At 43.1% G+C, this 23,756-nt stretch carries 23 protein-coding genes, 1 tRNA gene and 1 riboswitch; of the genes, 10 read left to right on the top strand and 14 right to left on the bottom strand.

Annotated features, from left to right (window positions below):
* Positions 1-10 precede the first annotated feature (10 nt).
* The 3 genes from B6K08_RS05330 to B6K08_RS05320 are packed head-to-tail and all read right to left on the bottom strand — an operon-like array spanning position 11 to position 4,448.
* Positions 11-1,756 carry a methyl-accepting chemotaxis protein gene (locus B6K08_RS05330; RefSeq protein WP_080325587.1) on the bottom strand — a complete coding sequence of 582 codons (1,746 nt, stop codon included), beginning with the start codon at positions 1,754-1,756 and terminating at the stop codon, positions 11-13.
* 1 nt (position 1,757) lies between these two features.
* Positions 1,758-2,270 (bottom strand): chemotaxis protein CheW, encoded by a 513-nt coding sequence (locus B6K08_RS05325; RefSeq protein ID WP_051555352.1) that lies wholly within the window; start codon positions 2,268-2,270, stop codon positions 1,758-1,760.
* Between the two features lie 15 nt (positions 2,271-2,285).
* Positions 2,286-4,448 (bottom strand): chemotaxis protein CheA, encoded by a 2,163-nt coding sequence (locus tag B6K08_RS05320; RefSeq protein WP_039208841.1) that lies wholly within the window; start codon positions 4,446-4,448, stop codon positions 2,286-2,288.
* 206 nt (positions 4,449-4,654) lie between these two features.
* On the opposite strand from B6K08_RS05320, the gene B6K08_RS05315 reads away from it, so the two are divergent.
* Positions 4,655-5,617: an asparaginase gene (locus B6K08_RS05315; RefSeq protein WP_039208843.1), complete on the top strand. Its 963-nt coding sequence runs from the start codon at positions 4,655-4,657 to the stop codon at positions 5,615-5,617.
* Positions 5,618-5,691: 74 nt separating this feature from the next.
* On the opposite strand, the gene B6K08_RS05310 is transcribed toward B6K08_RS05315, so the two are convergent.
* A tRNA-Ala gene (locus B6K08_RS05310) sits at positions 5,692-5,767 on the bottom strand.
* A 247-nt stretch (positions 5,768-6,014) separates the two neighbouring features.
* Between B6K08_RS05310 and B6K08_RS05305 the strand changes: the two genes are divergently transcribed.
* A complete protein-coding gene (locus tag B6K08_RS05305; protein ID WP_052212221.1) occupies positions 6,015-6,413 on the top strand; it encodes a Panacea domain-containing protein in 399 nt (132 codons plus the stop codon).
* Between the two features lie 67 nt (positions 6,414-6,480).
* Here the strand turns inward: B6K08_RS05305 and B6K08_RS05300 are convergent, their stop codons facing one another.
* Positions 6,481-7,974, bottom strand: a complete 1,494-nt coding sequence (locus B6K08_RS05300) for an FAD-dependent oxidoreductase (RefSeq protein ID WP_052212224.1) — start codon at positions 7,972-7,974, stop codon at positions 6,481-6,483.
* A gap of 191 nt (positions 7,975-8,165) precedes the next feature.
* Between B6K08_RS05300 and B6K08_RS05295 the strand changes: the two genes are divergently transcribed.
* Positions 8,166-9,314 (top strand): MFS transporter, encoded by a 1,149-nt coding sequence (locus tag B6K08_RS05295; RefSeq protein WP_080325585.1) that lies wholly within the window; start codon positions 8,166-8,168, stop codon positions 9,312-9,314.
* A 102-nt stretch (positions 9,315-9,416) separates the two neighbouring features.
* The gene (locus B6K08_RS05290; RefSeq protein ID WP_052212193.1) at positions 9,417-9,806 is read left to right on the top strand and encodes a CGGC domain-containing protein; all 390 of its coding nucleotides are present in this window, start codon (positions 9,417-9,419) and stop codon (positions 9,804-9,806) included.
* 74 nt (positions 9,807-9,880) lie between these two features.
* Here B6K08_RS05290 and B6K08_RS05285 read toward each other — a convergent pair whose 3' ends face one another.
* Entirely contained in the window at positions 9,881-10,723 is an 843-nt protein-coding gene (locus B6K08_RS05285) for an Mrp/NBP35 family ATP-binding protein (RefSeq protein ID WP_039208735.1), read from the bottom strand.
* Between the two features lie 319 nt (positions 10,724-11,042).
* Between B6K08_RS05285 and B6K08_RS05280 the strand changes: the two genes are divergently transcribed.
* The 3 genes from B6K08_RS05280 to B6K08_RS05270 all read left to right on the top strand — a co-directional run bounded on the left by B6K08_RS05280 (position 11,043) and on the right by B6K08_RS05270 (position 13,488).
* Positions 11,043-11,924, top strand: a complete 882-nt coding sequence (locus tag B6K08_RS05280; protein ID WP_080325584.1) for a DMT family transporter — start codon at positions 11,043-11,045, stop codon at positions 11,922-11,924.
* 94 nt (positions 11,925-12,018) lie between these two features.
* Positions 12,019-12,456: a Fur family transcriptional regulator gene (locus B6K08_RS05275; RefSeq protein ID WP_039208741.1), complete on the top strand. Its 438-nt coding sequence runs from the start codon at positions 12,019-12,021 to the stop codon at positions 12,454-12,456.
* 123 nt (positions 12,457-12,579) lie between these two features.
* Entirely contained in the window at positions 12,580-13,488 is a 909-nt protein-coding gene (locus tag B6K08_RS05270; RefSeq protein WP_039208744.1) for a metal ABC transporter substrate-binding protein, read from the top strand.
* Between the two features lie 102 nt (positions 13,489-13,590).
* Here B6K08_RS05270 and B6K08_RS05265 read toward each other — a convergent pair whose 3' ends face one another.
* A complete protein-coding gene (locus tag B6K08_RS05265; protein ID WP_039208747.1) occupies positions 13,591-14,574 on the bottom strand; it encodes a YeiH family protein in 984 nt (327 codons plus the stop codon).
* Positions 14,575-14,734: 160 nt separating this feature from the next.
* Positions 14,735-14,913, bottom strand: a riboswitch (cobalamin riboswitch).
* 105 nt (positions 14,914-15,018) lie between these two features.
* On the opposite strand from B6K08_RS05265, the gene B6K08_RS05260 reads away from it, so the two are divergent.
* Positions 15,019-15,885 carry a LysR family transcriptional regulator gene (locus tag B6K08_RS05260; RefSeq protein ID WP_039208750.1) on the top strand — a complete coding sequence of 289 codons (867 nt, stop codon included), beginning with the start codon at positions 15,019-15,021 and terminating at the stop codon, positions 15,883-15,885.
* Here the strand turns inward: B6K08_RS05260 and B6K08_RS05255 are convergent.
* The 4 genes from B6K08_RS05255 to B6K08_RS05240 are packed head-to-tail and all read right to left on the bottom strand — an operon-like array spanning position 15,882 to position 19,076.
* Complete coding sequence (locus B6K08_RS05255; protein ID WP_039208753.1) at positions 15,882-16,448, bottom strand: sugar O-acetyltransferase; 567 nt, start codon at positions 16,446-16,448, stop codon at positions 15,882-15,884. The genes B6K08_RS05260 and B6K08_RS05255 overlap by 4 nt on opposite strands.
* Before the next feature lie 24 nt (positions 16,449-16,472).
* Positions 16,473-17,309 (bottom strand): aldo/keto reductase, encoded by an 837-nt coding sequence (locus B6K08_RS05250; protein ID WP_039208756.1) that lies wholly within the window; start codon positions 17,307-17,309, stop codon positions 16,473-16,475.
* 53 nt (positions 17,310-17,362) lie between these two features.
* The gene (locus B6K08_RS05245) at positions 17,363-17,869 is read right to left on the bottom strand and encodes a rhodanese-like domain-containing protein (RefSeq protein WP_143254840.1); all 507 of its coding nucleotides are present in this window, start codon (positions 17,867-17,869) and stop codon (positions 17,363-17,365) included.
* A 43-nt stretch (positions 17,870-17,912) separates the two neighbouring features.
* The gene (locus tag B6K08_RS05240) at positions 17,913-19,076 is read right to left on the bottom strand and encodes an iron-containing alcohol dehydrogenase (protein ID WP_080325583.1); all 1,164 of its coding nucleotides are present in this window, start codon (positions 19,074-19,076) and stop codon (positions 17,913-17,915) included.
* Between the two features lie 232 nt (positions 19,077-19,308).
* Between B6K08_RS05240 and B6K08_RS05235 the strand changes: the two genes are divergently transcribed.
* A complete protein-coding gene (locus B6K08_RS05235) occupies positions 19,309-20,187 on the top strand; it encodes a helix-turn-helix transcriptional regulator (RefSeq protein WP_200810390.1) in 879 nt (292 codons plus the stop codon).
* Between the two features lie 66 nt (positions 20,188-20,253).
* Here B6K08_RS05235 and B6K08_RS05230 read toward each other — a convergent pair whose 3' ends face one another.
* Both B6K08_RS05230 and trxA read right to left on the bottom strand, forming a co-directional pair.
* Positions 20,254-21,111 (bottom strand): NAD(P)/FAD-dependent oxidoreductase, encoded by an 858-nt coding sequence (locus B6K08_RS05230; RefSeq protein ID WP_200810389.1) that lies wholly within the window; start codon positions 21,109-21,111, stop codon positions 20,254-20,256.
* A 71-nt stretch (positions 21,112-21,182) separates the two neighbouring features.
* Complete coding sequence (gene trxA / locus B6K08_RS05225; protein ID WP_234985244.1) at positions 21,183-21,539, bottom strand: thioredoxin; 357 nt, start codon at positions 21,537-21,539, stop codon at positions 21,183-21,185.
* A gap of 125 nt (positions 21,540-21,664) precedes the next feature.
* Here trxA and B6K08_RS05220 point away from each other — a divergent pair, with 125 nt between their 5' ends.
* Entirely contained in the window at positions 21,665-22,009 is a 345-nt protein-coding gene (locus B6K08_RS05220) for a winged helix-turn-helix transcriptional regulator (RefSeq protein WP_037329760.1), read from the top strand.
* Positions 22,010-22,069: 60 nt separating this feature from the next.
* Here the strand turns inward: B6K08_RS05220 and B6K08_RS05215 are convergent, their stop codons facing one another.
* Complete coding sequence (locus tag B6K08_RS05215; RefSeq protein WP_080325580.1) at positions 22,070-23,542, bottom strand: proline-rich domain-containing protein; 1,473 nt, start codon at positions 23,540-23,542, stop codon at positions 22,070-22,072.
* Positions 23,543-23,756 lie beyond the last annotated feature (214 nt).

Below are 23,756 nucleotides of genomic sequence, written 5' to 3'. Positions count from 1 at the left end.
ATCCAATGAGTTAGTATTTTCCGAAGCCTTCGTCATCTGTAAGGGCAATAGTCTTTGGCTTTACGCCAGGAGCCGCCGGCTTAACCATTGGCCTTACTTCAGCTCTCTGGACACTGCTCTGTACCTCTGTCTCGGCTGGCTTATCAGGGTATACAGGTACAGCCTTTGGCATATCTGTAATCCTGAAGTTTACCACAGATGAGCTGAGCTTGAAATGTCTTACCCTCTCTCTCATGCGGTCAGCCTGGGCACTGAGCTGCTGACTGGCAGATGCAGCTTCCTCAGATGTGGCAGAATTGGACTGAACCACCTGAGAAACCTGATTAACGCCTTGATTTATCTGGTCAATGGCCAGCTTTTGTTCGTTGGATGCCTTGGCAATACCCTCTACGATATCAGCCACATCAGCCACATTGCCCACAATGGCACCAAGGACCTCGGCTGTCTTGTTGGCAATGGTACGGCCCACATTAACCTTTTCAATCGAGCCCTCAATCATATCAGTGGTTTCCTTGGCAGCCTTGGCACTGCGGGCAGCCAAATTGCGAACCTCTTCAGCCACAACGGCAAAGCCCTTGCCGTGCTGACCTGCCCGGGCAGCTTCAACGGCAGCATTAAGAGCCAAAATATTTGTTTGGAAGGCTATTTCATCAATAACCTTGATAATCTTGGAAATATTGTTGGAAGAATTATTGATTTCCTCCATGGCATCCAGCATAGCCTTCATATCCTCATTACCCTGCTCGGCATGACTGCGGCAATTACGGGTAAGAGCATTGGCCCGCTCAGCATTCTCAGCATTGCTGGCTGTCTGGGAAGCAATCTCACTGATGGAGGCAGACAATTCCTCCACAGAAGCCGCCTGTTCAGTAGCCCCCTGGGAAAGTCCCATGCTGGCATCGGAAACATTCTTGGCACCTGCAGCCACCTGATCTGCCACATTATGGATATCCGAAACGGATTCATGAACCCGCTGACGCATAATCTCGAAGCTGGCCGCTGCATCCCCCAGCTCATCACCGGTACTTGTCTTCACCTCGGTAACCAGATCACCATCGGCAATACGCGCTGCGGCAGCCCCCAGCTCCTTCAGGCGGGCTGACAAATCTCTGGAAAAATAAACACCTGCTGCCAGAGAAATAATTATCAGAATAGCAGCCACCACAATATTGGCAAAAATGCCACTTCTATTTTCATCGGCAATTCGCGCCACTTCCCGATCTGCAGCTCCTTCACCCATATCAGCAATAGCCTTTATATCAGCATACAGCTTCTCCGCAAGCTTTGACTGCTTGATCATGTCGCTGTTCAGGGCTTCTTCATCAATGGTTGCTGAATTATCCAGCTTTTTCTTTATAATAGTAGCCGTTACAGTCTTATAATCATCATAATCCTTCTGAACGGCAGCCATTTTCTGTTTTCCCTCAGGACTTTCGGCCATGGCACTCAACTCAACCATGTCCTTGTCACAGTCAGCAAGGGCCTGTTTCATTGTAGCATAGGAAGCCTCTATTGCGCTATTGTCCGTTTTACCCAATGTAATAAGATAATTAATGCGGGCAGCATTCAGATGCATTCCCAAAGAATTTGCACATACTGCCGCCTTGGAATCCATCTTAATAACGTTGTTATACTGTTCAGCTGTACTCACAGTATTGGAAATACCATGCCAGGATACAGCAACGATCATCAGTTCAAGGACAACCACCAACGTTATTAGTTTAGCACCTATTGTGAGATTTTTGAAAAACATCATATCAAGTTGCCTCCTCGCTTGCTTCCTCTGCACTCATATCATCAAACAGACTCTGATCATCCTCACTAAAGAGCTTCATCCAGTCAAGGAGCAACACCACGCCCTCACCGATTTTGCCAATGCTGCGGATATACTTGTTTTGGGATGCCTTCAGCTCTGGAGGCGGTACTACATTCTTTTCCGGAATTGTGAGCACCTCGGAAACCCCATCCACAATAAGACCAATCAACACATCATTAACGTCAATGACAATAACACAGGTTCTGTCACTATATTCCTTCCCCGGGCGTTTAAATCTAAGATGCATATCCACCACCGGGATAATCTTTCCTCTGAGATTTATGATACCCTTAACGTATTCCGGCACTTCTGGCACCACGGTAATCTTCTGAATACCAATAATCTCAATAACTACCTTTATATCGATGCCATAAACTTCATTTCCCAGAGTAAAAGTGAGGTATTTATCCTTTTGGGTATCCTCGTCTTCCATTAACAGCTTATCATCTTCCACGATTATCCCTCCCGGTTAGTCAAAAATAATATTATGCACCTGCTGCGGATCAATAATCAGGCTGATACTGCCATCACCCAGCAAGGTACATCCACTGATGCCGGTAGTTTTCATCATGCGACTGATGTACTTTGGAACAGGCTTAACCACAATCTCCTGCACCCCAAGCAGCTCATCTGCCAGCACCCCGAACCGGGCATCACCAGCCTCCAGAAGCAGCAATATACCCTCTGTTGGCTCGTGAATTGCATCAGGGATATCATACATATCATACAGTCTTATCACAGGGCAGCATGTGCCCTGCACCATTATCATTTCGGAACCATCCGGATCCCTGAAAATGGCCCCCTCATCCGGACGGAAGGATCGACTGATATAATTTATTGGAATCGTAAAACGGGAACCGCCAACAGAAACCGACATACCCTCAATAATAGCAAGTGTTAACGGAATTTTAATTGTGGTGGTGCTGCCAAGTCCCGGCTCACTGTCCACTATAACCTTGCCACCCAATGATTTTATGTTGGAAACCACCACGTCCATACCTACACCACGGCCAGAAAACTCTGTAACCGCTTCCTTGGTGGAAAATCCCGGCGCGAATATAAAGGAATAAATTTCTCTATCTGTAAGCTCTGACTCCGGCTTTGTAAGAATGCCGTTTTTGCGGGCTCTATCAAGAATTTTCTCCTTGTTAAGGCCGCCACCGTCGTCCTTGATTTTAATAACTACCTCACCACCGGCATTTTCTGCGGAAAGGATAACTGTCCCCGTTTCTTCCTTCCCCGCCTCCACTCTCACCTCTGGCATCTCAATACCGTGGTCGACAGAGTTTCTGACTATATGCATAAGGGGATCGGAAATATGCTCGTTGATGTTCTTGTCCACCTCTGTGGACTCTCCCACCAGCACCAGACGTGCCTTCTTCCCCAGCTTCTTGGTCATATCACGAACAATACGGTTCATCTTCTTGAAGGTGCCCTCCAAAGGAACCATCCTAAGGGCCATTACACTGTCCTGAAGCTCTCCGTTAATCTTATGAAGCTGACGGGCAGCCTTGGCAAAATTGTCCAGCTCCATGCCCTTTAAATCCGGATTCTGGGTAACCATGGCTTCGGCTATGACCATTTCACCCACCAGATCCATCAGCTTATCCAGCTTGTCAACACGAACCGTAATCATCTGCGCCCCATCACCGCCCTTGGCAGGAGCCGGCTTTCTGGCAGCAGGTGTCAAATCCCGCTGTACTGGTGGCATGGCAGGCTTTATAGGCTCGGAATTTTCCAGTGCTGTGATAGCAATAGTTTCCTGAGAAGGCCAATACTCCAATTCAGCTACACTGGCCACTTCCTTTATCTCCAGGCGATCAAGGAATATGGTCTGATCCAGCTCTGCCTTTGCCTCATCAAAATTCATCTCCGTTGTAAAGAAAAGGCGAAAGCCCATATTACGAATGGTATCCGTTGCTGATTCATCCTCCAGAATCTTTTCTGGCAGATAGTGAAGCTCCTTAACCTTTTCCTTCAAGCTATTTACAACGCCAAAGGCACGTACCTCTTCCATTTCACAGCCCTGCTGGAAGAAAACAGTTGCCTCAAATATATGCTGTCCGCCGCTGGTGGCTCCCGTAGCCGCTGGTGCAGGTGTCGCAGGCTTTGCTGCACCGATGTAGTATTGCTTTTTTTCTGGCTCTGGAGCCGGTGCTGCAGCATCTCCCCCTGCTTCTCCGGCTTTCTTGGCATTCTTTGCCTTACGCAAATCGATATCAGGATCATGGCCGTTATCCAGCTTCATATTCCTGAGAAAATCCTTGGTATAATTACGAAGCTCCTCAGAGCTCATATCTGGGGTGCCACCAGCATCCAGCTTGTCCATTTCAATGCGCATGAAATCCACGGCATTGAGCACAATGTCGGTAATGGCAGTGGCATCCACTTTCGCCGGCTTAAGCTCTCTTATGTAAAAGAAAATATCCTCTACTGAATGGGCCAGTGTCGATACCTGATCGAACATCATCATGGCCGCTGAGCCTTTAATTGTATGCATGGCACGGAAGATTTCGTTGACGTCTTCCTCGCTGAAACCGCCCTGCTCTTCACTGCCAAGAGCAATTTGTTCCAGCTGTTCCAGGAACTGCCTGGTCTCAAATATGAAGACCTCAACCATAGGTTCTGCCATACACATCACTCCTATCTATAGATTATTGCAGTTAATATATTACGTAGATAAGCTCAAACGGGACACACTCCCAGCATGTTTCTATTATTCACTACGAACACCTATAATTCCTGCCTATAGATATATTTTTTGGAAAATTTGGACAATAGCTGTATAATTTTCATTGGAATGAATACCCCAGATGGAGAAGGAGGATATTTTGCCCTATGAAGAAGATTTTACTTATTGCAACCGGTGGTACCATTGCTTCCGTACAAACTGTAGATGGCATGATGCCAGGACTTGATGGAAAAGGTCTTATTGAGCGGGTACCAGCCCTTAAAGAAATTTGTGAAATTGATACCATGGAGCTGATGCAGCTGGACAGCACCAACATCCAGCCAGAGCATTGGAAAAGCATGGCCTGCACTGTGGAATCCCAATATGATAAATACGACGGCTTCGTTATCAGTCACGGAACTGACACTATGGCCTATACATCTTCAGCCCTCTACTACATGCTGGAGAATTTAAAGAAGCCGGTTATAATAACCGGCTCACAGTTGTCACTGACTGAGGAAGGCTCTGATGCCCCTGATAATCTCATTACTGCTTTTACTGCTGCCGCCCAGGGACGTCCTGGTGTATATTTGGCATTTTACGGCAGACTTATACAGGGAAACACTGCAAAAAAACTTCATACAGAGGAGTTCTACGCCTTTAAGAGCATAAATGCCCCTGAAGCTGCAGTTCTAAAAAATGGAAAATTGGAATTTAATCCTGAGTACGACAAATATTTGGCAGATAATCCACACCCGGCTACAGGGCAAGCGTTAAAGGTCCGGGATAAAATGGATACCAGAGTTGTCATTGTGGACCTGGTTCCCGGCTACAAGCAGGAATATCTCAAAGCCCTTGTGGATGCAGGCTGTCGTGGTATAGTGTTAAATCTCTTTGGTTCTGGTGGAATCCCAGGAGAAAAATCCCCTGGCAATCTTCTGCCAGCCATTGATTATGCCATCTCCAAGGGGGTAAAAATCATCGGTGCCACCCAATGTATAAACGATGGCGTTCACATGGACCGCTATGAGGTAGGCATCACTGCCCTAAAACACGGCGTAGTTTCCGGTGGTATGCTCACCAGCGAGGCTATGGTTACCAAAATGATGCTTGAGCTGGGAGATGAATAAGGATATCAACCCCGTCAGTAAAACAAAAAACCTCGAAGCCCTTATCACTAAAGGTTTCGAGGTTATTCTTCTTATGGTGGAGACGAGGGGGCTTGAACCCCTGACCCCATGCCTGCCAGGCATGTGCTCTCCCAGCTGAGCTACGCCCCCATAGGAAATCAAACAAGATGTATTATACAATATAAAATTAATTAATTCAACACATTTTTTGAAAAATCCTTTATTAAGTATTGTTGCATTCTATAGGGCCAATCCCCTTGACATCAGACAAATATTTGTATAATATGTTTTCTGCAAATTATCAAAAACTTGTAAATGAAGCATTTTTTGATATAATTAACATCAATTACAGAAATTAAATAATGACAGTGATTAATGAAAGGATTGGTTTTCTCCAATGGACGCAAGGAAAGTCGCGGACTACATTGTAAATAAGTACTATATTAATAACAATAAACTGCAAAATGTTTTGTATTTCATACAGGCAAAATACTTGTTGGAGCTCAACAAACCGTGCTTTGAACAGACCATGGAGGTTGCAAGCTCCGGCGTAATAGTTACAGATGTCTACAATGAATATAAAGAATATGAAGGCGGACTTATCCCACATGATGGAGAGGAGATTCCTGACATTGGCGATAGTTCCCTGATCGATGAAGTTGTAAAGCAGTGCAACAGGAAGTCCTTGGCTCAGTTAAGAGATATTATTACCAGACAGGATCCTTGGAAGCAGGCTAATGAAAAATACCAATCCGAAATCACATTGGAATCCATGAAGGAATACTTTGTAAATTAATCTACTTGAAGGAAACAGCACCTTGCAAATAAATGCAAAGTGCTGTTTTTTACTGTGCATATACATTTTATTTACTTACATAGCTGCGGTGACTGGCTGGGATTTCTTCCCATTTTATGTCATTAGCAGCTATATTGTTCTGTATACCCCAAGCAGCTGCAACGCCGGCAGCCTCGCCAATACTCATGCAGGTAAGCTGTATCCTCATTGAAGCCTGTAATATAAAGCTGGCACTTATACAACGACCGGCCATGATAAGGTTGGAAATTTCATTCGCTACAAGGGACCGATAAGGGATTTCATAATAAGCCCCCTTAGGTAGCTTCTCACTTACCTTCTCCCCATGGGCATCAATAAACCAAGCAGTTCGGGCCACCGCATCCTTAAATCTGCTTTGGTTGTGGTAATCATCCTCAACAAGATAGTATTTACCCTTAATTCTCCAGGATTCCCTTGCCCCCAGCATGGATGCCTCCTTGGCCAGATAAGCCTTTTCAAATCCCGGCATGTGTTTAATGAAATACTGGCTAATACGATGTATCATCTGGCGGCCTGCCATAACGCCGCGACTGTAAGATAAAGGATCTGATGCACTATACTGCAACGGCAGCTCAGGACAGTTCATGGATATAGTACCAGGTTTTCCCACAATAGCAAAGGCCTGCATATACTCTGCATCCTCCTCGGTAAGTTCCCCGGAGGCTATGCCGTCCACCATGAATTTTTCCAGCACATATTGCCTGGTACGATGACGGGCTTCTGCAAATTCATAATGAGGTGGCTTGGTAGGACAGAAATCATCCCCCAGCTCCACCGTTACATACTGATAAACCTTGTCCAAATCTATGCCGCCCATTTCAAAGCGAAAACTCATCGGCTGATTTTTACCGGTTTTTTCAAAGCCATGCTCACTTGGGACACCGGCAGTACGGGCCAAAATAGCATCACCGGAGCAATCAATAAAGGTTTTGGCTTTTATAGCCTTCAAGCCGTCTATGGTCTGTACAATCAAATGGGTAATACTATGACCCTTTTTTAAAACATCGACAAACGTGGTGTTGTACAGAACCTCCACATTGGCCTCCAGACACATTTCATCGTAAATGTAGCTGAGGGCTTCAGGATTGGTCCATATTCCTACTTCACTTTTTTCGTTATGGTCATCATAATCTATGCCATACTTTTCCAAATGCTTTTTCAAATCTGTCACAAAAGAGGTATCACTGTTCGGGGCCCAGGTGGTCATACAAGGTATAACATTGCCCATGGTCTGGAGTCCCCCCAAGGTTATTCCCTTTTCCACCAGCAAAGCCTCTGCGCCTTTTTTTCCGGCACTTACAGCAGCTGCCACTCCGGATGGACCGCCTCCCAGTACACAGACATCAGCTTCATAAAGCAATGGAATATCCCGTCCCCCATAGGAACAGGAGCCCGTTACAGCTGCCTTGGCATGGGCAACACTTTTATTAGGTATATTGGAAAGCATAATGCCTGTGGTAGCAACACCAGCCATTTTTAGAAAATTTCGCCTTGAGATTTTAAACTTCATAGACTTATCCATCAAAAGCACCCCTTAATAATTTTAACTTCACCTGAAAATATTCGTCATTCATCACCTTACCATGTTCGACAAATAATATTCTTTTTCCTGCTTTTCAGCTCTCAAGCTCCTATTTTGACATCTTGTGGAAATAACATTATTATTGACGTATGCTTTAACGCATATTGCGACATGAAAGGAAAGATGCGTTCATGAATAAAAAATATCTTTACGTTTTATCAGCTGGCCATTTTAGCTGTGACATAAATACAGGTGCGCTGCCAGGACTATTGCCTTTTTTCGTTACCCTATATGGTATGGACTACAAGCTGGCCGCTGGCCTTATGTTTGCCTCCAGCTTCCTGTCTTCCATAATTCAACCTCTCATAGGTTACATTTCGGACAAAAAATCCTATTCCTATCTGATGCCCCTGGGGATTCTTCTCAGCGGGCTGTCCTTAGGCTCTGTGGCCTTTATCCATGACTATACCCTTATTTTTGTAGCCGTAACCCTTATGGGAATAGGTAATGCCATTTTCCACCCTGAAGCAGCCAGAATGGTAAATGGCCTGTCAGAGGGAAACAAGGCCCTAAGCATGAGTATTTTCTCCACTGGAGGTAGTGCGGGCTTTTGTATCGGCCCTATACTAGGTGCCTCTTTAGCAACCATTTGGGGAATGGATGCCCTTATTTTCTTCGGTGGCTTCTGCATTATTATGAGCTCAATAATAGCTTTACTGATGCCAAAAATGAGACGCATGGTAAAGCATATTGCCAAAAAACAAGCCAATGATGACTCTGAAAATAAGGAAAATGACTGGAACGCCTTTAGCCGACTTACTGTTTTTGTAATTGTAAGGGCTGCCCTTTACACCTCCCTTACCACCTTTTTGCCGCTGTATTGTGTTAACATTCTTAACCAAAGTGAAGCGGTGGGCAGTGTTACCATTACTGTTTTGGCCATGGTGGGTATCTTTACAAACTGGATGGGAGGCTATGCCGCAGACAAGTGGGGCAACAGCTTTGTTCTGAGAATCGGCATGCTTGTTATGGGGCTGGCACTGTTGGCCTTCAATTTCAACCAAAATCTGGCCCTGCTCTATATTATTGTAGGCTGCGCCGGCTTCGCACTATACGCCTGTGTGGGGCCAATGGTGGTATTGGGTCAGACCTACCTAAAGAAAAATATTGGTATGGCCTCAGGAGTAACACTGGGTATAGGCTTCAGTGCCGGCGGTGTCATTGCCCCAATGCTGGGCTGGGTAGCAGATACTCATGGGTTAGAATATGTCTTCTATATCCTGCCTCTATTTGCCCTTACAGGACTGCTTACCACCTTCTTCCTTAAGGAAGCAAAATAAATCAATACGTGTCTTTGTTGTAAATACAACATACAAATTTGATTTACCATATTACAATATTAGCTAAAATTAATATATTTAAATTTAGGAGACGTTAGTTTTATGAAGAAAATTGCTATTTTGCGCTGTCTTAAAACCTCTGCCGCCTGTGCAGGTACAGGATGTCTTCGGGCCTTCAATGAAAAAAGTGAAGGCTTCAGAAAATATGAGGGTGAGGACATTCAGCTAATCGGTATGTGGACCTGCAACGGCTGCGGAAAAAGTATGCTGGAAAATCAGGAAGGCATTGAAAAGAAGATTGCCCGTATGGCAGACAAGGGAGTTGATGCAGTACACATTTCCCATTGCACTGCCAAGAAAAATGATGATGGCATTCCAGTGCGCTGCCCTACCATTATTAATATCTGCAAAAAGCTCAATGAGCAGGGTGTAAAGGTGGCAGACGGCACCCATGGCTCCAATGCCACCGGTGAAATTATTACCTTTGACTAAATTTATGCAACCAAAAACACCTATTAAGGATTTCTTGTCCCTAGTAGGTGTTTTTTAGTTTGAATTTTGAATTCTTATTTCTTATTTTCCAGTTCCAGCAGTTTTTCTGCTGCTTCATGCAAATATATATCCTCTACTGTTTCAATCTGTCCTGCATCGCATTTTGCAGCCAGCTCAGGCTTCATTGGAATACGGCCTAAAATATCAAGGTTGTACTCCTTGGCGATATTGTCCAAATGGCTTTCGCCAAAAATATGGTGATGCTTGCCACAGTCAGGACATTCAAAATAGCTCATATTTTCCACAAGGCCCAAAATAGGAACCTTCATGGTGGAAGCCATCTTCACTGCCTTGGAAACAATCATGGAAACAAGCTCCTGAGGACTGGTGACAATAATAATACCATCCAGCTTTATGGACTGCATTACCGTCAAAGGAACATCTCCAGTTCCCGGTGGCATATCAATAAAGAGAAAATCCACGTCATTCCAGATAATATCGGACCAGAATTGCTTTACAACGCCACTGATAACAGGGCCACGCCATACTACAGGATCTGTATTACTTTCAAGGAAAAGATTCATGCTGACCACATCAATTCCCCCGGCAGAAGCCACTGGAAATGCTCCGGCCTGACTGCCACGAACCTCACCTGTAACCCCAAACATTTTAGGAATGGATGGACCGGTAATATCTGCATCCATGATACCAACATGACGGCCCTTTCTGGCCATGGCAACGGAAAGCAGACCAGTAACCATGGATTTACCAACGCCACCCTTGCCGCTGACTACAGCGATGGTATGACGAATAGTGCTAAGGTCATTTGGCTTTTCAAACATATCCCCTGACTTACGGGTATCCTCCCCGCAGGTTGTACCGCAGGAGCTACAATCGTGATTACATGTTTCTGACATAAAGATAATCCCCCTAAATATTTATAATACACTATTAATATGTTAAATATTATTGCTTTGGCAACATGTTTAATTATACGCCCCATTATCCGTATAAGTAAAGGAATAAACAAAGCAAATAGAACAAAACAGGAGCAATGACAAAGCAAAAATTGTTTTGAATACAGTACTATTCTTTTTGTTAGCTGCGTGTTATATTAATTTTTATGAAATAACCTTAGAGCAAGTATAAGGAGTTTTTTATGTATGTAAAAAAGATTGAAGAAGAAATTCGCTGTCCCCTTGAATTTGGTCTTAAAGTGTTTGGCGGGTGATGGATATGACAAACAGAAACAAAGGGCTGCTCATGGTGAGCTTTGGTGCCTCCATGTGGGGTGGTAGCGGTGTAGCCGGACAGTATCTGCTGCAGGACTGCGGATTTTCAACGGAATGGCTGGTGGTATCCCGCATGATTTTAGCAGGATTAATACTCCTTTTGGCAGATAGAATTATGTATAAAGAAAGCATCCTTTCCATCTGGCATGACAAAAAAGACGCTTTGGAGGTACTGTTATTTGCTGTATTTGGTATGCTGGCGGTGCAATATACTTATTTCGCCTGTATAAAATATGGTAACGCGGCAGCGGCCACTGTGCTGCAATACTTAATGCCTATATTTATCATTGTGTATATAACCTTGAACACCCGAAAGCTCCCCAGATTAATAGAAATCATCTGTGTAATCATGGCCGTGGCAGGAACCTTTCTGCTGGTGACTCACGGCAGACTGGACTACTTGTCAATTTCCCCTACCGCTCTGGTTTGGGGTCTGCTATCGGCAGTTGCTGCCGCTTTTTATACAGTACAGCCCAAAAGGCTTATCCGAAAATGGCGGGCTACCCTTATAATTGGCTGGGGCATGCTTATTGGTGGTATTGTACTAATGCCAATTAATCCCCCATGGCAGTTTGTGGGGACATGGAACATTATGACCGGGCTCATCTACGCTTATATTATTATTTTTGGCACAGTGCTGGCCTTTGGCTGCTACCTGGGCAGCATAAAGCACATCCAGCCATCAGAGGCCAGTATATTAGGCTCCATCGAGCCACTATCCGCTATAATTCTGTCCATATTGTTCCTAAATACCAGTTTTGGTCTGATTGATATGATTGGCACCGCACTTATTATCGGGACTGTATTTTTGCTTGCAAGAAAATAAACGAAATCATATCATCATTGACATTGAAAATTTATTGTAATAGTATAACTTACGATGATTTAAAAGTTTTCGGTTTCTACGAGGTGATTTATCTATGACACCAAAGCAACTGCCGCTGGACCGGCTCAAGGCCAAAGGCTACAAAATAACACCACAACGGCGCGCTGTTCTACAGGCATTAGCAGTCTGCCCCCCCTTCACCACGGCACAACAAATTCGCGATGAAGTGCAAAAGCAGCAGCCTGATGTATCTCTGGACACCGTATACAGAAACCTTGCCCTGCTAACAGAGCTGGATATAGTACACGAAATATTCCGCAGCTCAGGAAATGTCTATGAGCTGGTGGACGCCGATCACCATCACCATCATCTGGTGTGTACGGAATGTGGTCACACAGAATGTATCGACATATGTCCCATGATCAATTCATATCAGCAGGAAGCAGACAAAAAGGGCTTCAAAATTACTGGTCACGTTTTCGAGCTGTATGGACTATGCAGCGAATGCCAAAAGAAAAAATCCCAAAAATAATAACCATAAAAGACAAATGTGATAATAATTATTGTATTACTCACTCTTGTCTTTTTTCTTTATCGTGGTATAATCGTAAATAGTAATATTACTATTTACATATTTTCTTTGTAGGAGGTAATCATTTTGAATATCAAATCGCTCTTATTATGTCTGACAGCAGTCCTTTGTTTCATGCTTACAGGCTGTGGCTCCAACACTTCATCAGATAAATCCGACACCAAGGATGGCTCTGTACACATTGTCACTACATTCTATCCAATGTATATAGACGCCATCAACATTACAAAAGGGATTGATGGTGTTACTGTAACTAACATGACCAAGCCTCAAACCGGTTGTCTTCACGACTATCAGCTGACTACTGAAGACATGAAGACTCTGGAAAAGGCTGATATTCTAATCGCCAACGGCGCCGGAATGGAGAGCTTTTTGGACAAGGTTATCAAAGAGCAGAAAAAGCTCACCGTAATTGATGCGTCCAAGGACATGGAGCTGTTGGAAACTGACGGTGAAAAGAATCCACATCTTTGGCTTAGTGTCACTGCCGACATTCAGCAGGTAAAAAACATCACTGAACAGCTGAAAAAAGCTGATCCAAAGCATGCTGATGCTTATCAGTCCAATGCTGATGCTTATATTCAGAAGCTGGAGGCCCTGAAAAAGGAAATGCACGATACTCTTGATAAGGTTCCACACAAGGATATTGTCACCTTCCACGAGGCTTTCCCTTACTTTGCCAAGGAATTTGGACTGAATATTATTGCCGTTGTGGAACGTGAACCAGGCAGTGAGCCAACACCAAGCGAGCTGCAGGAGGTGATTAAGCAGATAAAGCCACTGGCCTCCAAGGTTCTGTTCACAGAGCCACAGTATTCCCCAAGTGCAGCCCAGACCATTGCCCGTGAAACCGGAGCAAAAATTTTCACCCTTGACCCTGTGGTAACCGGAGAAGCCAATCCAGATGCCATGGACGCTTATCTGGTAACCATGCGCAAGAATATGAATACATTGAAGGAAGCCCTTCAGTAATATTTAGTATTATTAAAACATTAAAATAACACCTATCATCACACTTATATGATGGTAGGTGTTATTTTTATTTGTCTAAACTTTTTAAAATCAACAAACGGATTACAAGATCCCCACCACATATTGGACGGCAAGAGACATACAGGCCACAGCCACCCAGCAGCAAAATCCTAGGAAAATTGGACGCACGCCGTTACGCAAAAGTTCCATTATTTTTGTATTGAGGCCTATGGCACACATAGCCAGCACAATACAGAATTTTCCCACAGTCCCTAAGGCGCGGGAGAGAGCTTCAGGCAATATGCCGGTGGTATTTACTATGGAAGCAACCACAAACCACATAATGAAAAAAGGAAAAATCTTAGCCAATTTGAATCCTTGTCCCTGACTGTTACTTTCACGGGCAGTGAGCCATGCAAAAATGAGGCACACCGGCACTATCATTAATGCCCTTGTAAGTTTAACGATGGTGGCAAATGCCCCCGCCTCTTCACTAAATGAATACCCCGCCGCCACCACAGAAGAAGTATCATTAACTGCCGTTCCGGCCCACATTCCAAAACCAAAATCCGACATATTCATAACATGACCCAAAAATGGGAAAATGAATACTGCCACAACATTGAAAAGAAAAATTGTAGAAATAGAAAAAGCAATATCCTTATCTTTGGCACCAATAACAGGAGCCACCGCTGCAATAGCTGATCCCCCGCAAATAGCTGTACCGGCACCAATAAGGGTAGTTGTATTCTTCTCCAGCTTCAGCATTTTTCCTGCCCCCCAGGCCACAACAAAAGCGGTAAGCAGTGTAAAAATCATAACAGATACTGACCTGGAGCCCACACTAAGTACGTGAAAAAGATTCATTTCAAATCCAAGAAGTATTATGGAATATTGAAGAATTTTCTTCCCAGTAAAGGCTATGCCCAGTTCCACCGATTTTGGGCGACTAAATGATGCCAAAAGCATTCCAAAAAGTATTCCAAACACCGGTCCCCCCACTATAGGAAACGCTTGCCCCAAAAACCAGGCTGGTATGGCGAAAATCAAAGCAAATAAAATACCCTTAATGTGTTCTTGTTTCATACAACTATCCTCCACAAAATAAGTTCTTAAATGACAAGAATTATATTATCATTAAGAGCATTATATTAAAAATACTATTTTTTTATTATTTCTATATAGTTTTACCTATGCATTTGCTTTCCAGCCAGGCAGCCCCCTTCTTGCAAAGCTTGCAAGATGCAAGTAAAATCATTTTTGGGCAGTTCTCCTGGCTCAGTTTCATCGTTCGATTCGCCTTCCCAGCTACAAATAGCCAGTGACATCATGAAAGGAACTCCACATTACAGTGACAGGATCGCAACGGTTTTTCACCGTTTTCTCTGTTAGGCTCTCGCGAGCACCCAAAAACATATGTAATTGTATTTTTAATTGACAACCAAAATTCTAACCACTAAATTAAAAGATGTAAAATACTATTATTTAACGATTTGCATAGGCATATACCTATAGATGGAGGTTTTTTCCATGACGCTAAGACATTTTCTTATATTTCTAAATGTTTGTGATGAGGAAGGAATGACCAAAGCTGCTGAAAAGCTGCATATTTCACAACCTTCGGTGAGCCAGGCCATCAAAGAACTTGAGGAACATTACCAAGTTAAATTGTTTGAAAGACTGGGAAAAAGATTGTTTATTACTCCAGCCGGACAGGAGCTTATGCACTATGCCCGCCATGTACTTAGTCTGACTAATAAGGCAGAATCAACACTACGTGGTTTTTCCAGTCATTCCCCGCTCCGCATTGGTGCCACCCTGTCAGTTGGCGAAAGCGTTTTCGTTCCCCTGCTGTGCCATTTTAAAGCAAAACTGCCGGAGCAGGTAATTTTTTCCCGTATTCACAATACCACCACTTTGGAGCAATACCTGTTTCAGGATGAGCTAGATATTGCACTGGTGGAGGGAACCCTTGAATCAGAATATCTGCGTGAAATTCCTTTTATGGAAGATGAGCTGGTATTCGTAGCTTCACCTAACAGCAAGCAAACTATGTCCAAGAAAGAAATAGCGAAATGCTCCTTTATTGTACGGGAGGAGGGCAGCGGTACCCGCAATCTTTTTGAACAGATTATGAGAGAACATAATATAACCCCGCGTATCTCCGGTGTTTATAACAATTCTTCCACCATCAAGCAAGCAGTTATGGCTGGTCTTGGTATAACCGTTCTTTCCAAAAAAATTGTGGAAAAGGAAATAATTGACGGATCTCTTATTGAGATTACCGTCCCTCATATTCATTTCCGTCGAAATTTCCGCATTGTTCATCACGTAAATAAATATATTACATCTACTTTAGAGCTTTTTATTAACACCTGCCACGAGATGTACAGCTAAACTATATCATTTTCCAAGTCTCTTATTTTTTTTGCCGGAATCCCGCCTACTAAAGTATTATCCGGTACATCATTAGTCACCACGGCACCTGCAGCAACAACCACATTATTGCCTATTGTGACTCCTGGCAGAATAGTTACATTTCCGCCAATCCAGACATCATTGCCAATTTTTACTGGCTGAATAAGGCTTAAATGCTGCCTGCGTCCCATAGGGGTAAGAGGATGATTAACTGTACTGATAAGGGTATTGGGACCAATCATTACATTATCTCCAATATGCACTTCGTCCACATCAAGAATCGTCACATTGTAGTTGGCGAGAAAATCATCACCCACATGGATATTCCTGCCATTATCGCAGTTAAATACAGGAAGTACATTTGGATTTTTCCCTACGCTGCCGAAAAGTTCCCTAATAGCCTTTTCCCTGGCTGCCGCTTCCGTCACTGAAATACTGTTTAGCTTCTGGCAACCTTTTACGGCATGAAGCTTCAATGCATCCACTTCATTATCAGTGAAATCAAAGGACATGTGTGCTTTGAGTTTTTCCAGTTCCGTCATAAGATGTACCTCCCGTAATCACGCTTAGAAATCTACTGTATCTGCATCTAGGCCTGAGCCTCCAAAATTATCCAGTGCATCTATCTTCAGCATATCTTCTTCACTAATGTTAAAATCGAAAATCTCTATATTTTCTTTTATCCTTGAGGCCGTTACGGATTTTGGAAGTGGTAAGACCTCATGTTGTTGGCACCAACGAATGCAGATTTGTGCAACAGACTTCCCATATTTTTCTGCAATTTCCATAAGAACAGGATTTGAAAGCATTCTTCCTGTCCCCAGTGGTGACCAGGCCTCCACAATGATTCCGTTTTCATGGCAATATTTTACTATTTCTTCCTGCAACAAACCCGGATGGAATTCAATCTGATTAACCGTTGGTTTTACTTCTGTTTCCATCAAGGCTCTAAGATGATGAGGTTTAAAATTAGAAACACCAATGGCCTTGATTTTTCCGGCTTTGTAAAGCTCAGTCATTGCTTTCCATGTGGCAAGGTTGATTTTTTCCCAATCGTCAAACATGTGCCCAGCAGCTGGCCAATGAATCAGGTATAAATCCAAATACGAAAGGCCCAGATCCTGCAATGTTTTTTCGAATGCAGCCAGCGTTTTCTCGTAACCACGCTCCGTATTCCATACCTTGCTGGTAATAAACAGTTTATCTCTTGGAACGCCACACTCAGCAATTCCCTTGCCCACACTCACTTCGTTTCCATAAACTGCTGCCGCATCAATATGCCTATATCCGCAGGAAATAGCCGTCTTGACGCCAGTTACAGTTATGTCGCTGTCCGGGGACTGCCATGTTCCATATCCGATTGAAGGTATCTCTATACCATTCATGAGCTTCATTGTCTGCATAATTTTCCACTCCCAATCCTTTCCATAAATTACTTTCGAATATTTTACGTGGTCTATTTTTCCGTCTCAGCCAACCATTCATTATATGGCACTACCAGAGGTGCGCCTGCAATATAAGAGAGCTGAGGAATATCTTTTCTCTTTTCCTGCAATACCTTGTAAGCATCTACAGATACAATGCCTCCACCACAATGCAGGATAACAGGCTTACCGAAAGGAATTTCCCCATAACGCTTTTCCATTTCATCATGGGGAATATGCATCGCACCACGAAAGCCGTTCTTAAGTTTCCAGTAATCAGTGTTCACCTCCACAATTACCAGTCCCTCTTTATGATGTTCTTTCATATAGGCCAGAGCATCCTCTGGTGCAAGACCACCAAGCCAGTTCATCGTATTGTCCGTCATATTGCCCTCCTTCACATCAGCATCTTTAGCATGAACCACATGTTCAGTAATAGGCGACTTCATCTCCTGATTTGTCCCATTCGCCACCGAATCCGTACAAGCTACTGACAATAGGCATATTGCCAGTAGCATAATAGCGCCGAAAATTTTCATTCGTATCCCTCTTTACTGATATTATACAGCTACAGCACACAAATTATTTGTAGGCTGCTTCGAAAATAGCCAGATAATCCTCATCGCTTAGTCTCACAGGATCTGCATCGTTGTTTCCCCCCAGCACTTCATGAACACGCTGCGGGTATTTTTTTATTTCTTCACGGGTAATGCCGAAATTGCTCATCTTGAGGTCAGCGCAGCCCACATCAGCAATGAGCTTATCAAGTGCCTTGATAAAGTCCTTGCCGGATTCCGGATTCTCTACTCCCATGGCCCTTGCCATCTTCTTCATTGGTTCTTCGGCTGCCTTTCTCTCTGCAAAGAAATCAAAATACGCATGGGAAATCATAATGAGTCCGGCACCATGCGGAAGATCTTTATGATAGCCGCCCATTACATGCTCCATTGTATGCTGGGAAGTGCAAAGCATATAGTAGCCGGCCAGGGAATTGGCCAGAGCAACATAGGCACGGGCTTCCTTATTGTTGCCATCCTTATAAGCAACAGGGAGATACTTTGCCAAAAGCTCTATGGCCTTCAGAGCAAACATTTCGCCCATTGGATGTTCCGTTGTATTAATAACGCTCTCGGCGGCATGATAGAAAGCATCCATACCCTGATATGCCGTAAATTTCGGTGGAACACTCATCATAAGGTCGCTGTCAACAATGGAAAGATAAGGGAACATTGTTTCATCAAAAACCCCTGTCTTTTCTTCCGTCTCATCGTTAGATATAACTGAGAACATGTCTACCTCAGAGCCAGTCCCGGCCGAAGTAGTGATTGCAACCAGCGGCATGGAAGGATTTGGAAAGTTCTTCTTTCCGCCATTCACACTGAAGCTGTAATCCCAGATATCACCTTCATTAACCGCCATCAAGGCAATGCACTTACTGCAATCCATAACCGAGCCGCCGCCCAAGGCAACCACGAACTCACATTTATTCTCCCTGACAGCTCTGGCACCATCCATAACATTGGTGGTAGTAGGATTTGGACGAACCTGATCAAAGAGTACATAATCTATGCCTGCTTTGTTCAGCTCCTCCTCCACCCGCTTAAGAGAGCCATTTTTCTTTACGGAAGTGCCGTTGGAGGTAACGATGAGTGCCCTTTTGCCTGGAAGATTTTCCTTATGCAATTCCCCCAGTTTACCAGGACCAAACAGAACCTTTGTAGGCATATAAAAATTAAAATTATACATTCAAATTCCTCCTTTATTAATATGTGCTTTAAATATGGATTCATTATATTGACTAATCTTTCTCCCTTCACTATCTTTTTCTAACAAATATACTGGCAATTTCTAAGATATTTGCTATACTGTAAAAAATACCTTTTAGAGGAGACAAACAATGGATAGACAGAAAAAACTGGAAATGTCCATAGATAAGCTGAGCAGAGAATTTTCCCAGCTGGATCTCACTTTTCATAAAATGGAAGAAGGTAACGCCGATGATATAACTTCCTATTGGCCTGGACAGGAAGATGAGGATATCATGGTCTGTGTATTTAAAGGAAATAAAATCCACGAACCCTTCCACCGGCAGGATTTCTTCTTTATAAATTTCGCTTACCAAAACAGTTATGAGGCTCTTTCAGCCAAATATGACCGTCTGATTACGATACATGAAGGAGATACCTATATTGGTCAACCATACAGCGGTTATGCTTTACGAGGGAAAAATGATAAAACTATTATCATAATTGGTGTTTTGATTCGGCGTGATTCCTTCTTTAGGAATTTTCTGCCTATTATCTACGCGGACACCTCTCTATTCCATTTCTTTATTGAACCAGCGTCCAACCGTTTCTCAGATGAATATATTCATCTGACCACTGTAAACCGACATGTAATACGCATTCTGTTTGAACTAATGATTATTGAATATGCAGACCGCAAGGAAGATACACAACGCTTTTTGAAGTCTCTGCTTCAAACGCTAATGCTGGAAATTGCCCGTGAATATGCCAATGAAAAAATGACTGTATCTAGTCGCTCTATTTCCGAGCAAATTCTGGATTACATGGACAGTCACTCAAATGTTGTAACCCTAAAAGATATCTCCGCACATTTTTCCTATCACCCAAACTATATTTCCACTGTTCTCCACAAGGAAACCGGGAGAAAATTTACAGATATTTTATTAGAAAAAAGAATGGAGAGAGCAAAACTCCTTATCAGGAATACTACTCTCTCCATTGAGGAAATCTCCAATATGGTTGGTTATAGTAACTTTAGTAATTTTTATAAATCGTACAAAAAATACTTTGGACATACACCACGATTACAAAATCCCCGCCTTTCTTTTTAATAAGATCTCAAATTCAAAACACCTATTGAGGATTTCCTTTTCCCCAATAGGTGTTCTTTTTGTGGGCTATTTATTTTTAGCAAGATGCTCTAATATCTCGTGGGCGGCGACATTGCCCTCACCTATGGCCTTGGCTATCTGGTACGGTCTTCCTGTGTTGTCCCCTGCCGCAAAACAGCCCTCTATATTAGTGTGAAGCTGACGGTTCACGGCAACATGAGGGCCATCCAGCTCCAGCCCTGGCAGAAGCTCCTCTGGTGGAATGGCGTTGCGCAAAATAAACACACCATCAACGGTAATTTGATCGCCATTACTCAGTTCTACTATCTCTACTCGTTTCTCTCCCAATATTTTCGCCAGTCTTCCGTCAACCAGCTCCACATTATTTTCCGGTGCTTTCAATTTGCCATCGGTGGAAAACAGATACACCTTTTCAGCTATATTGGCAAGGTAAGAAACCTCAGGAATAAAGCTTTTGTCGCCACAATATACTGCCAGAGTCTTTCCCTTGTAAAACATACCGTCACATGTGGCGCAGTAGCTTACGCCTCTTCCCAGATATTCCTTTTCCCCATCAAAGCCTTTTGCCACAGCAATGCCAGCAGCCAGGAGCACAGTCTTGGCCTCATACATCTCATTATCTGCCAATAAGGTAAAATGACCACCAAAATCAGATATCTTTGAGACAAATTTATTGGTAATCTCAAGATCCAACTCCTTGATATGCTTACGAAAATGCTCATTTAGCTCATGCCCGGTGATAATACCCAGTCCGGGATAATTGGAGATTTTCTCAGCCTTTTCAATTTTGGAGCTCATTTCTTCAGGGCCAAACCATATTATATTCTTTCCTCTTGCCTTTAGCACAGTAGCCGCCGACAACCCCGCCGGCCCGCTTCCAACGATTGCTGCATCATATATCATATCTCCCGGACCTCCTTTAAAGCGCAAATTCTTCCATTTCTTCTATTGCTTTTTAGATTCTTTACTTTCAGTTATACCATTGCCTCTAACTTGCTGACAAGTCTGGATTTTGGAACTGAACCCGTTATATCATCACAGAGATTGCCTTCTTTAATAAATGCGAAATACGGAATACTCCTTACGCCGTACTTACTGGCAAGCTCCGGCTGCTGATCCACATTGACCTTGCCAATCTTTACCTTGCCGTCATACTCTGAGGCCAGCTCCTTCACCACCGGTCCCATCATCTGACAAGGGCCGCACCAATCTGCATAAAAATCAATGAGCACTGGTACATCGCTGTTCAATACCTCTGCGTCAAAGTTATCCTTAGTAAACTTGTATTCCATAATATTCACCACTTCATCCTGCTGGATGCCTTTCATCATAATAAATTATTAGTTATCTTTAACTCTAATTATGTTGCATTTATCAGCTGATAGTTATATTATATGTGGTATAAAAAATATATCAAGTACGCAGTTTTTATTTATCTAGTAAGGAAAATGATACCATGAAGAAAAACGAAAACAGAGAACCATTATGTGACGATATTGCCGGAAAAGATTGCGGTCTGAAGCGGGTTATTGACACCGTGGGGGGCAAATGGAAAATAATGATACTTTGCGTTATTGACCGAAATGAAATCGTGCGCTATGGGGAGCTCAGACGCTCCATTCACGGCATTACCAACACCATGCTTGCCAATTCCCTGAAAGAGCTGGAGGCCGACGGTCTGGTGGAAAGAAAGCAGTACGATGAAATGCCTGTAAGGGTTGAATATAATCTTACAGAAAAAACGAAAACCCTCATCCCCATTCTTCTTGAATTGAAAAAATGGGGAGAGGGTAATTTGTAAAATATCCAGTTTATATAATCACGATTATTATAATCTTGATTATATTTTAATTATCCAAATTTACAGAACTTTGACGCCATCTACATAAAGGCTGTGCCCATTAGTGGTTATCTGGCTAAGATTCCCTGTGAAGCTGGAAATATTTGTATCATCTGTCAGAATCCACTTACTGGTGTTATCCAAAGAAACTGCCACATTTCCCACATTAGTGGAAACCGTTTCGCCCTTAACATTGGTAATATTACCACTTATTGCGCCGGTAAATATAGAATTATCCTTAATATTTAAGGTCAGCTTAGAATTTTCACCAACCAAAATATTTCCATCCAGCTTCTGATTGGCAGCATTCACAGTTGCAATATTTGAGCCACCGCTCCAACCATCATCACATACGGACATAAGAACATTATTTTCATCCTGGTTTATAATCTTAACTCCATCAAGATTTATAACCCCATTGGTATTTGTAACATGGAATACATGACCATTTTTGTTGGTCAGACTACCACCATTTACATTAAAGAATGAAGTACCGCTGTCCGCATCCCCGGAGAATGACTGATAAATCATAATCATATCATTAAAGGTTGCATTGGCATTACAGCCCCTATTGTTGGCAGTCATATCACAATTATTCAAAGTGATGGAATTTAACCCCTCAATACATACTCCCTCAGACATGGTGGACTCCAGAGTTGCATTGGACACGGTAATATCCGCAGTGGAATAAATAGTAGGTGAACCCATGCCATGGGATACATAGGTACCACCATCAACTAGAACCTTTCCGCCTCCTCTATCACTTCTGATTGGGGCAGAAGATTGACCATTGGTAATGATATGAAGATTGTAGGCTTCTGTAATACCGCCTCCTGTAGTCATAATACCGCCAGACCCACCACCAGAAGTAGTTATTTTTGTATCCCTGATAATAACCTTGGTGCCGTCGCCTTCTGCACTATTTTGTCCACCGTTACCACCATAGGAAAATACTCCATTGGCACCGGAAGCATTGGAGGTGATGGTACCACCAGTAATGGTGGTAGTAGAGCCACCTTTTACCAGCACAGTGGCATTCTGTCCATAAAAACTACAGTTATCCCGTCCATCGGAATCACCGGCTTTTGTTATTGTAGGATTAGTAATATTTACATTATCAGCAGTGCTTATGATTAAAGCACTCTTCTCCGCTGTATCACTTGAATAGGTTTTATCGTTTTGGCTAGTGGCAGAGGTAATTTCTGTAGAAGCTGAATACTTCACTTCTGACATACTGCCGGGGCCACCAAATCCCCCTGGCATTCCATTAGGTGGAGCTCCATTTGGCGGTGCCCCGTGAGGGACAAAACCTGTAGGTGGCGGCCCCATAGGTGGTTTCCCATCAGGTGGTGGACCAGCCGGTCTGTCCTGATCTGAAGCCAAGATAACCTGTGTATTATCAGCATTTGCCGCATAAGCAGAATTAATAGTTCCGTAACCGCCAATGGCTATTGTGGTGACCAACATACAGGCCAATATTTTTGATTTCTTCATAATAATATGCCTCCTTTGATTTTCATGAACACATAATAGAGCATAAATCTAAATATACATTAAACAAAGAAGGCATAATGTTAAACTTTTCTTAAAATGGAGAATGTCAATATCAACTATTTATCATTTCTTAATTTCCAGTTTATAAAAAATTTATATTTAGCCAATATAATGAGCCCATTAAATTTAGATTAGAAAAAGATGGGAGCAAAAA

Source organism: Anaerovibrio lipolyticus DSM 3074, assembly GCF_900141865.1.
GTDB lineage: Bacteria > Bacillota > Negativicutes > Selenomonadales > Selenomonadaceae > Anaerovibrio > Anaerovibrio lipolyticus.
This window is presented reverse-complemented; position numbering and strand designations above follow the sequence as displayed.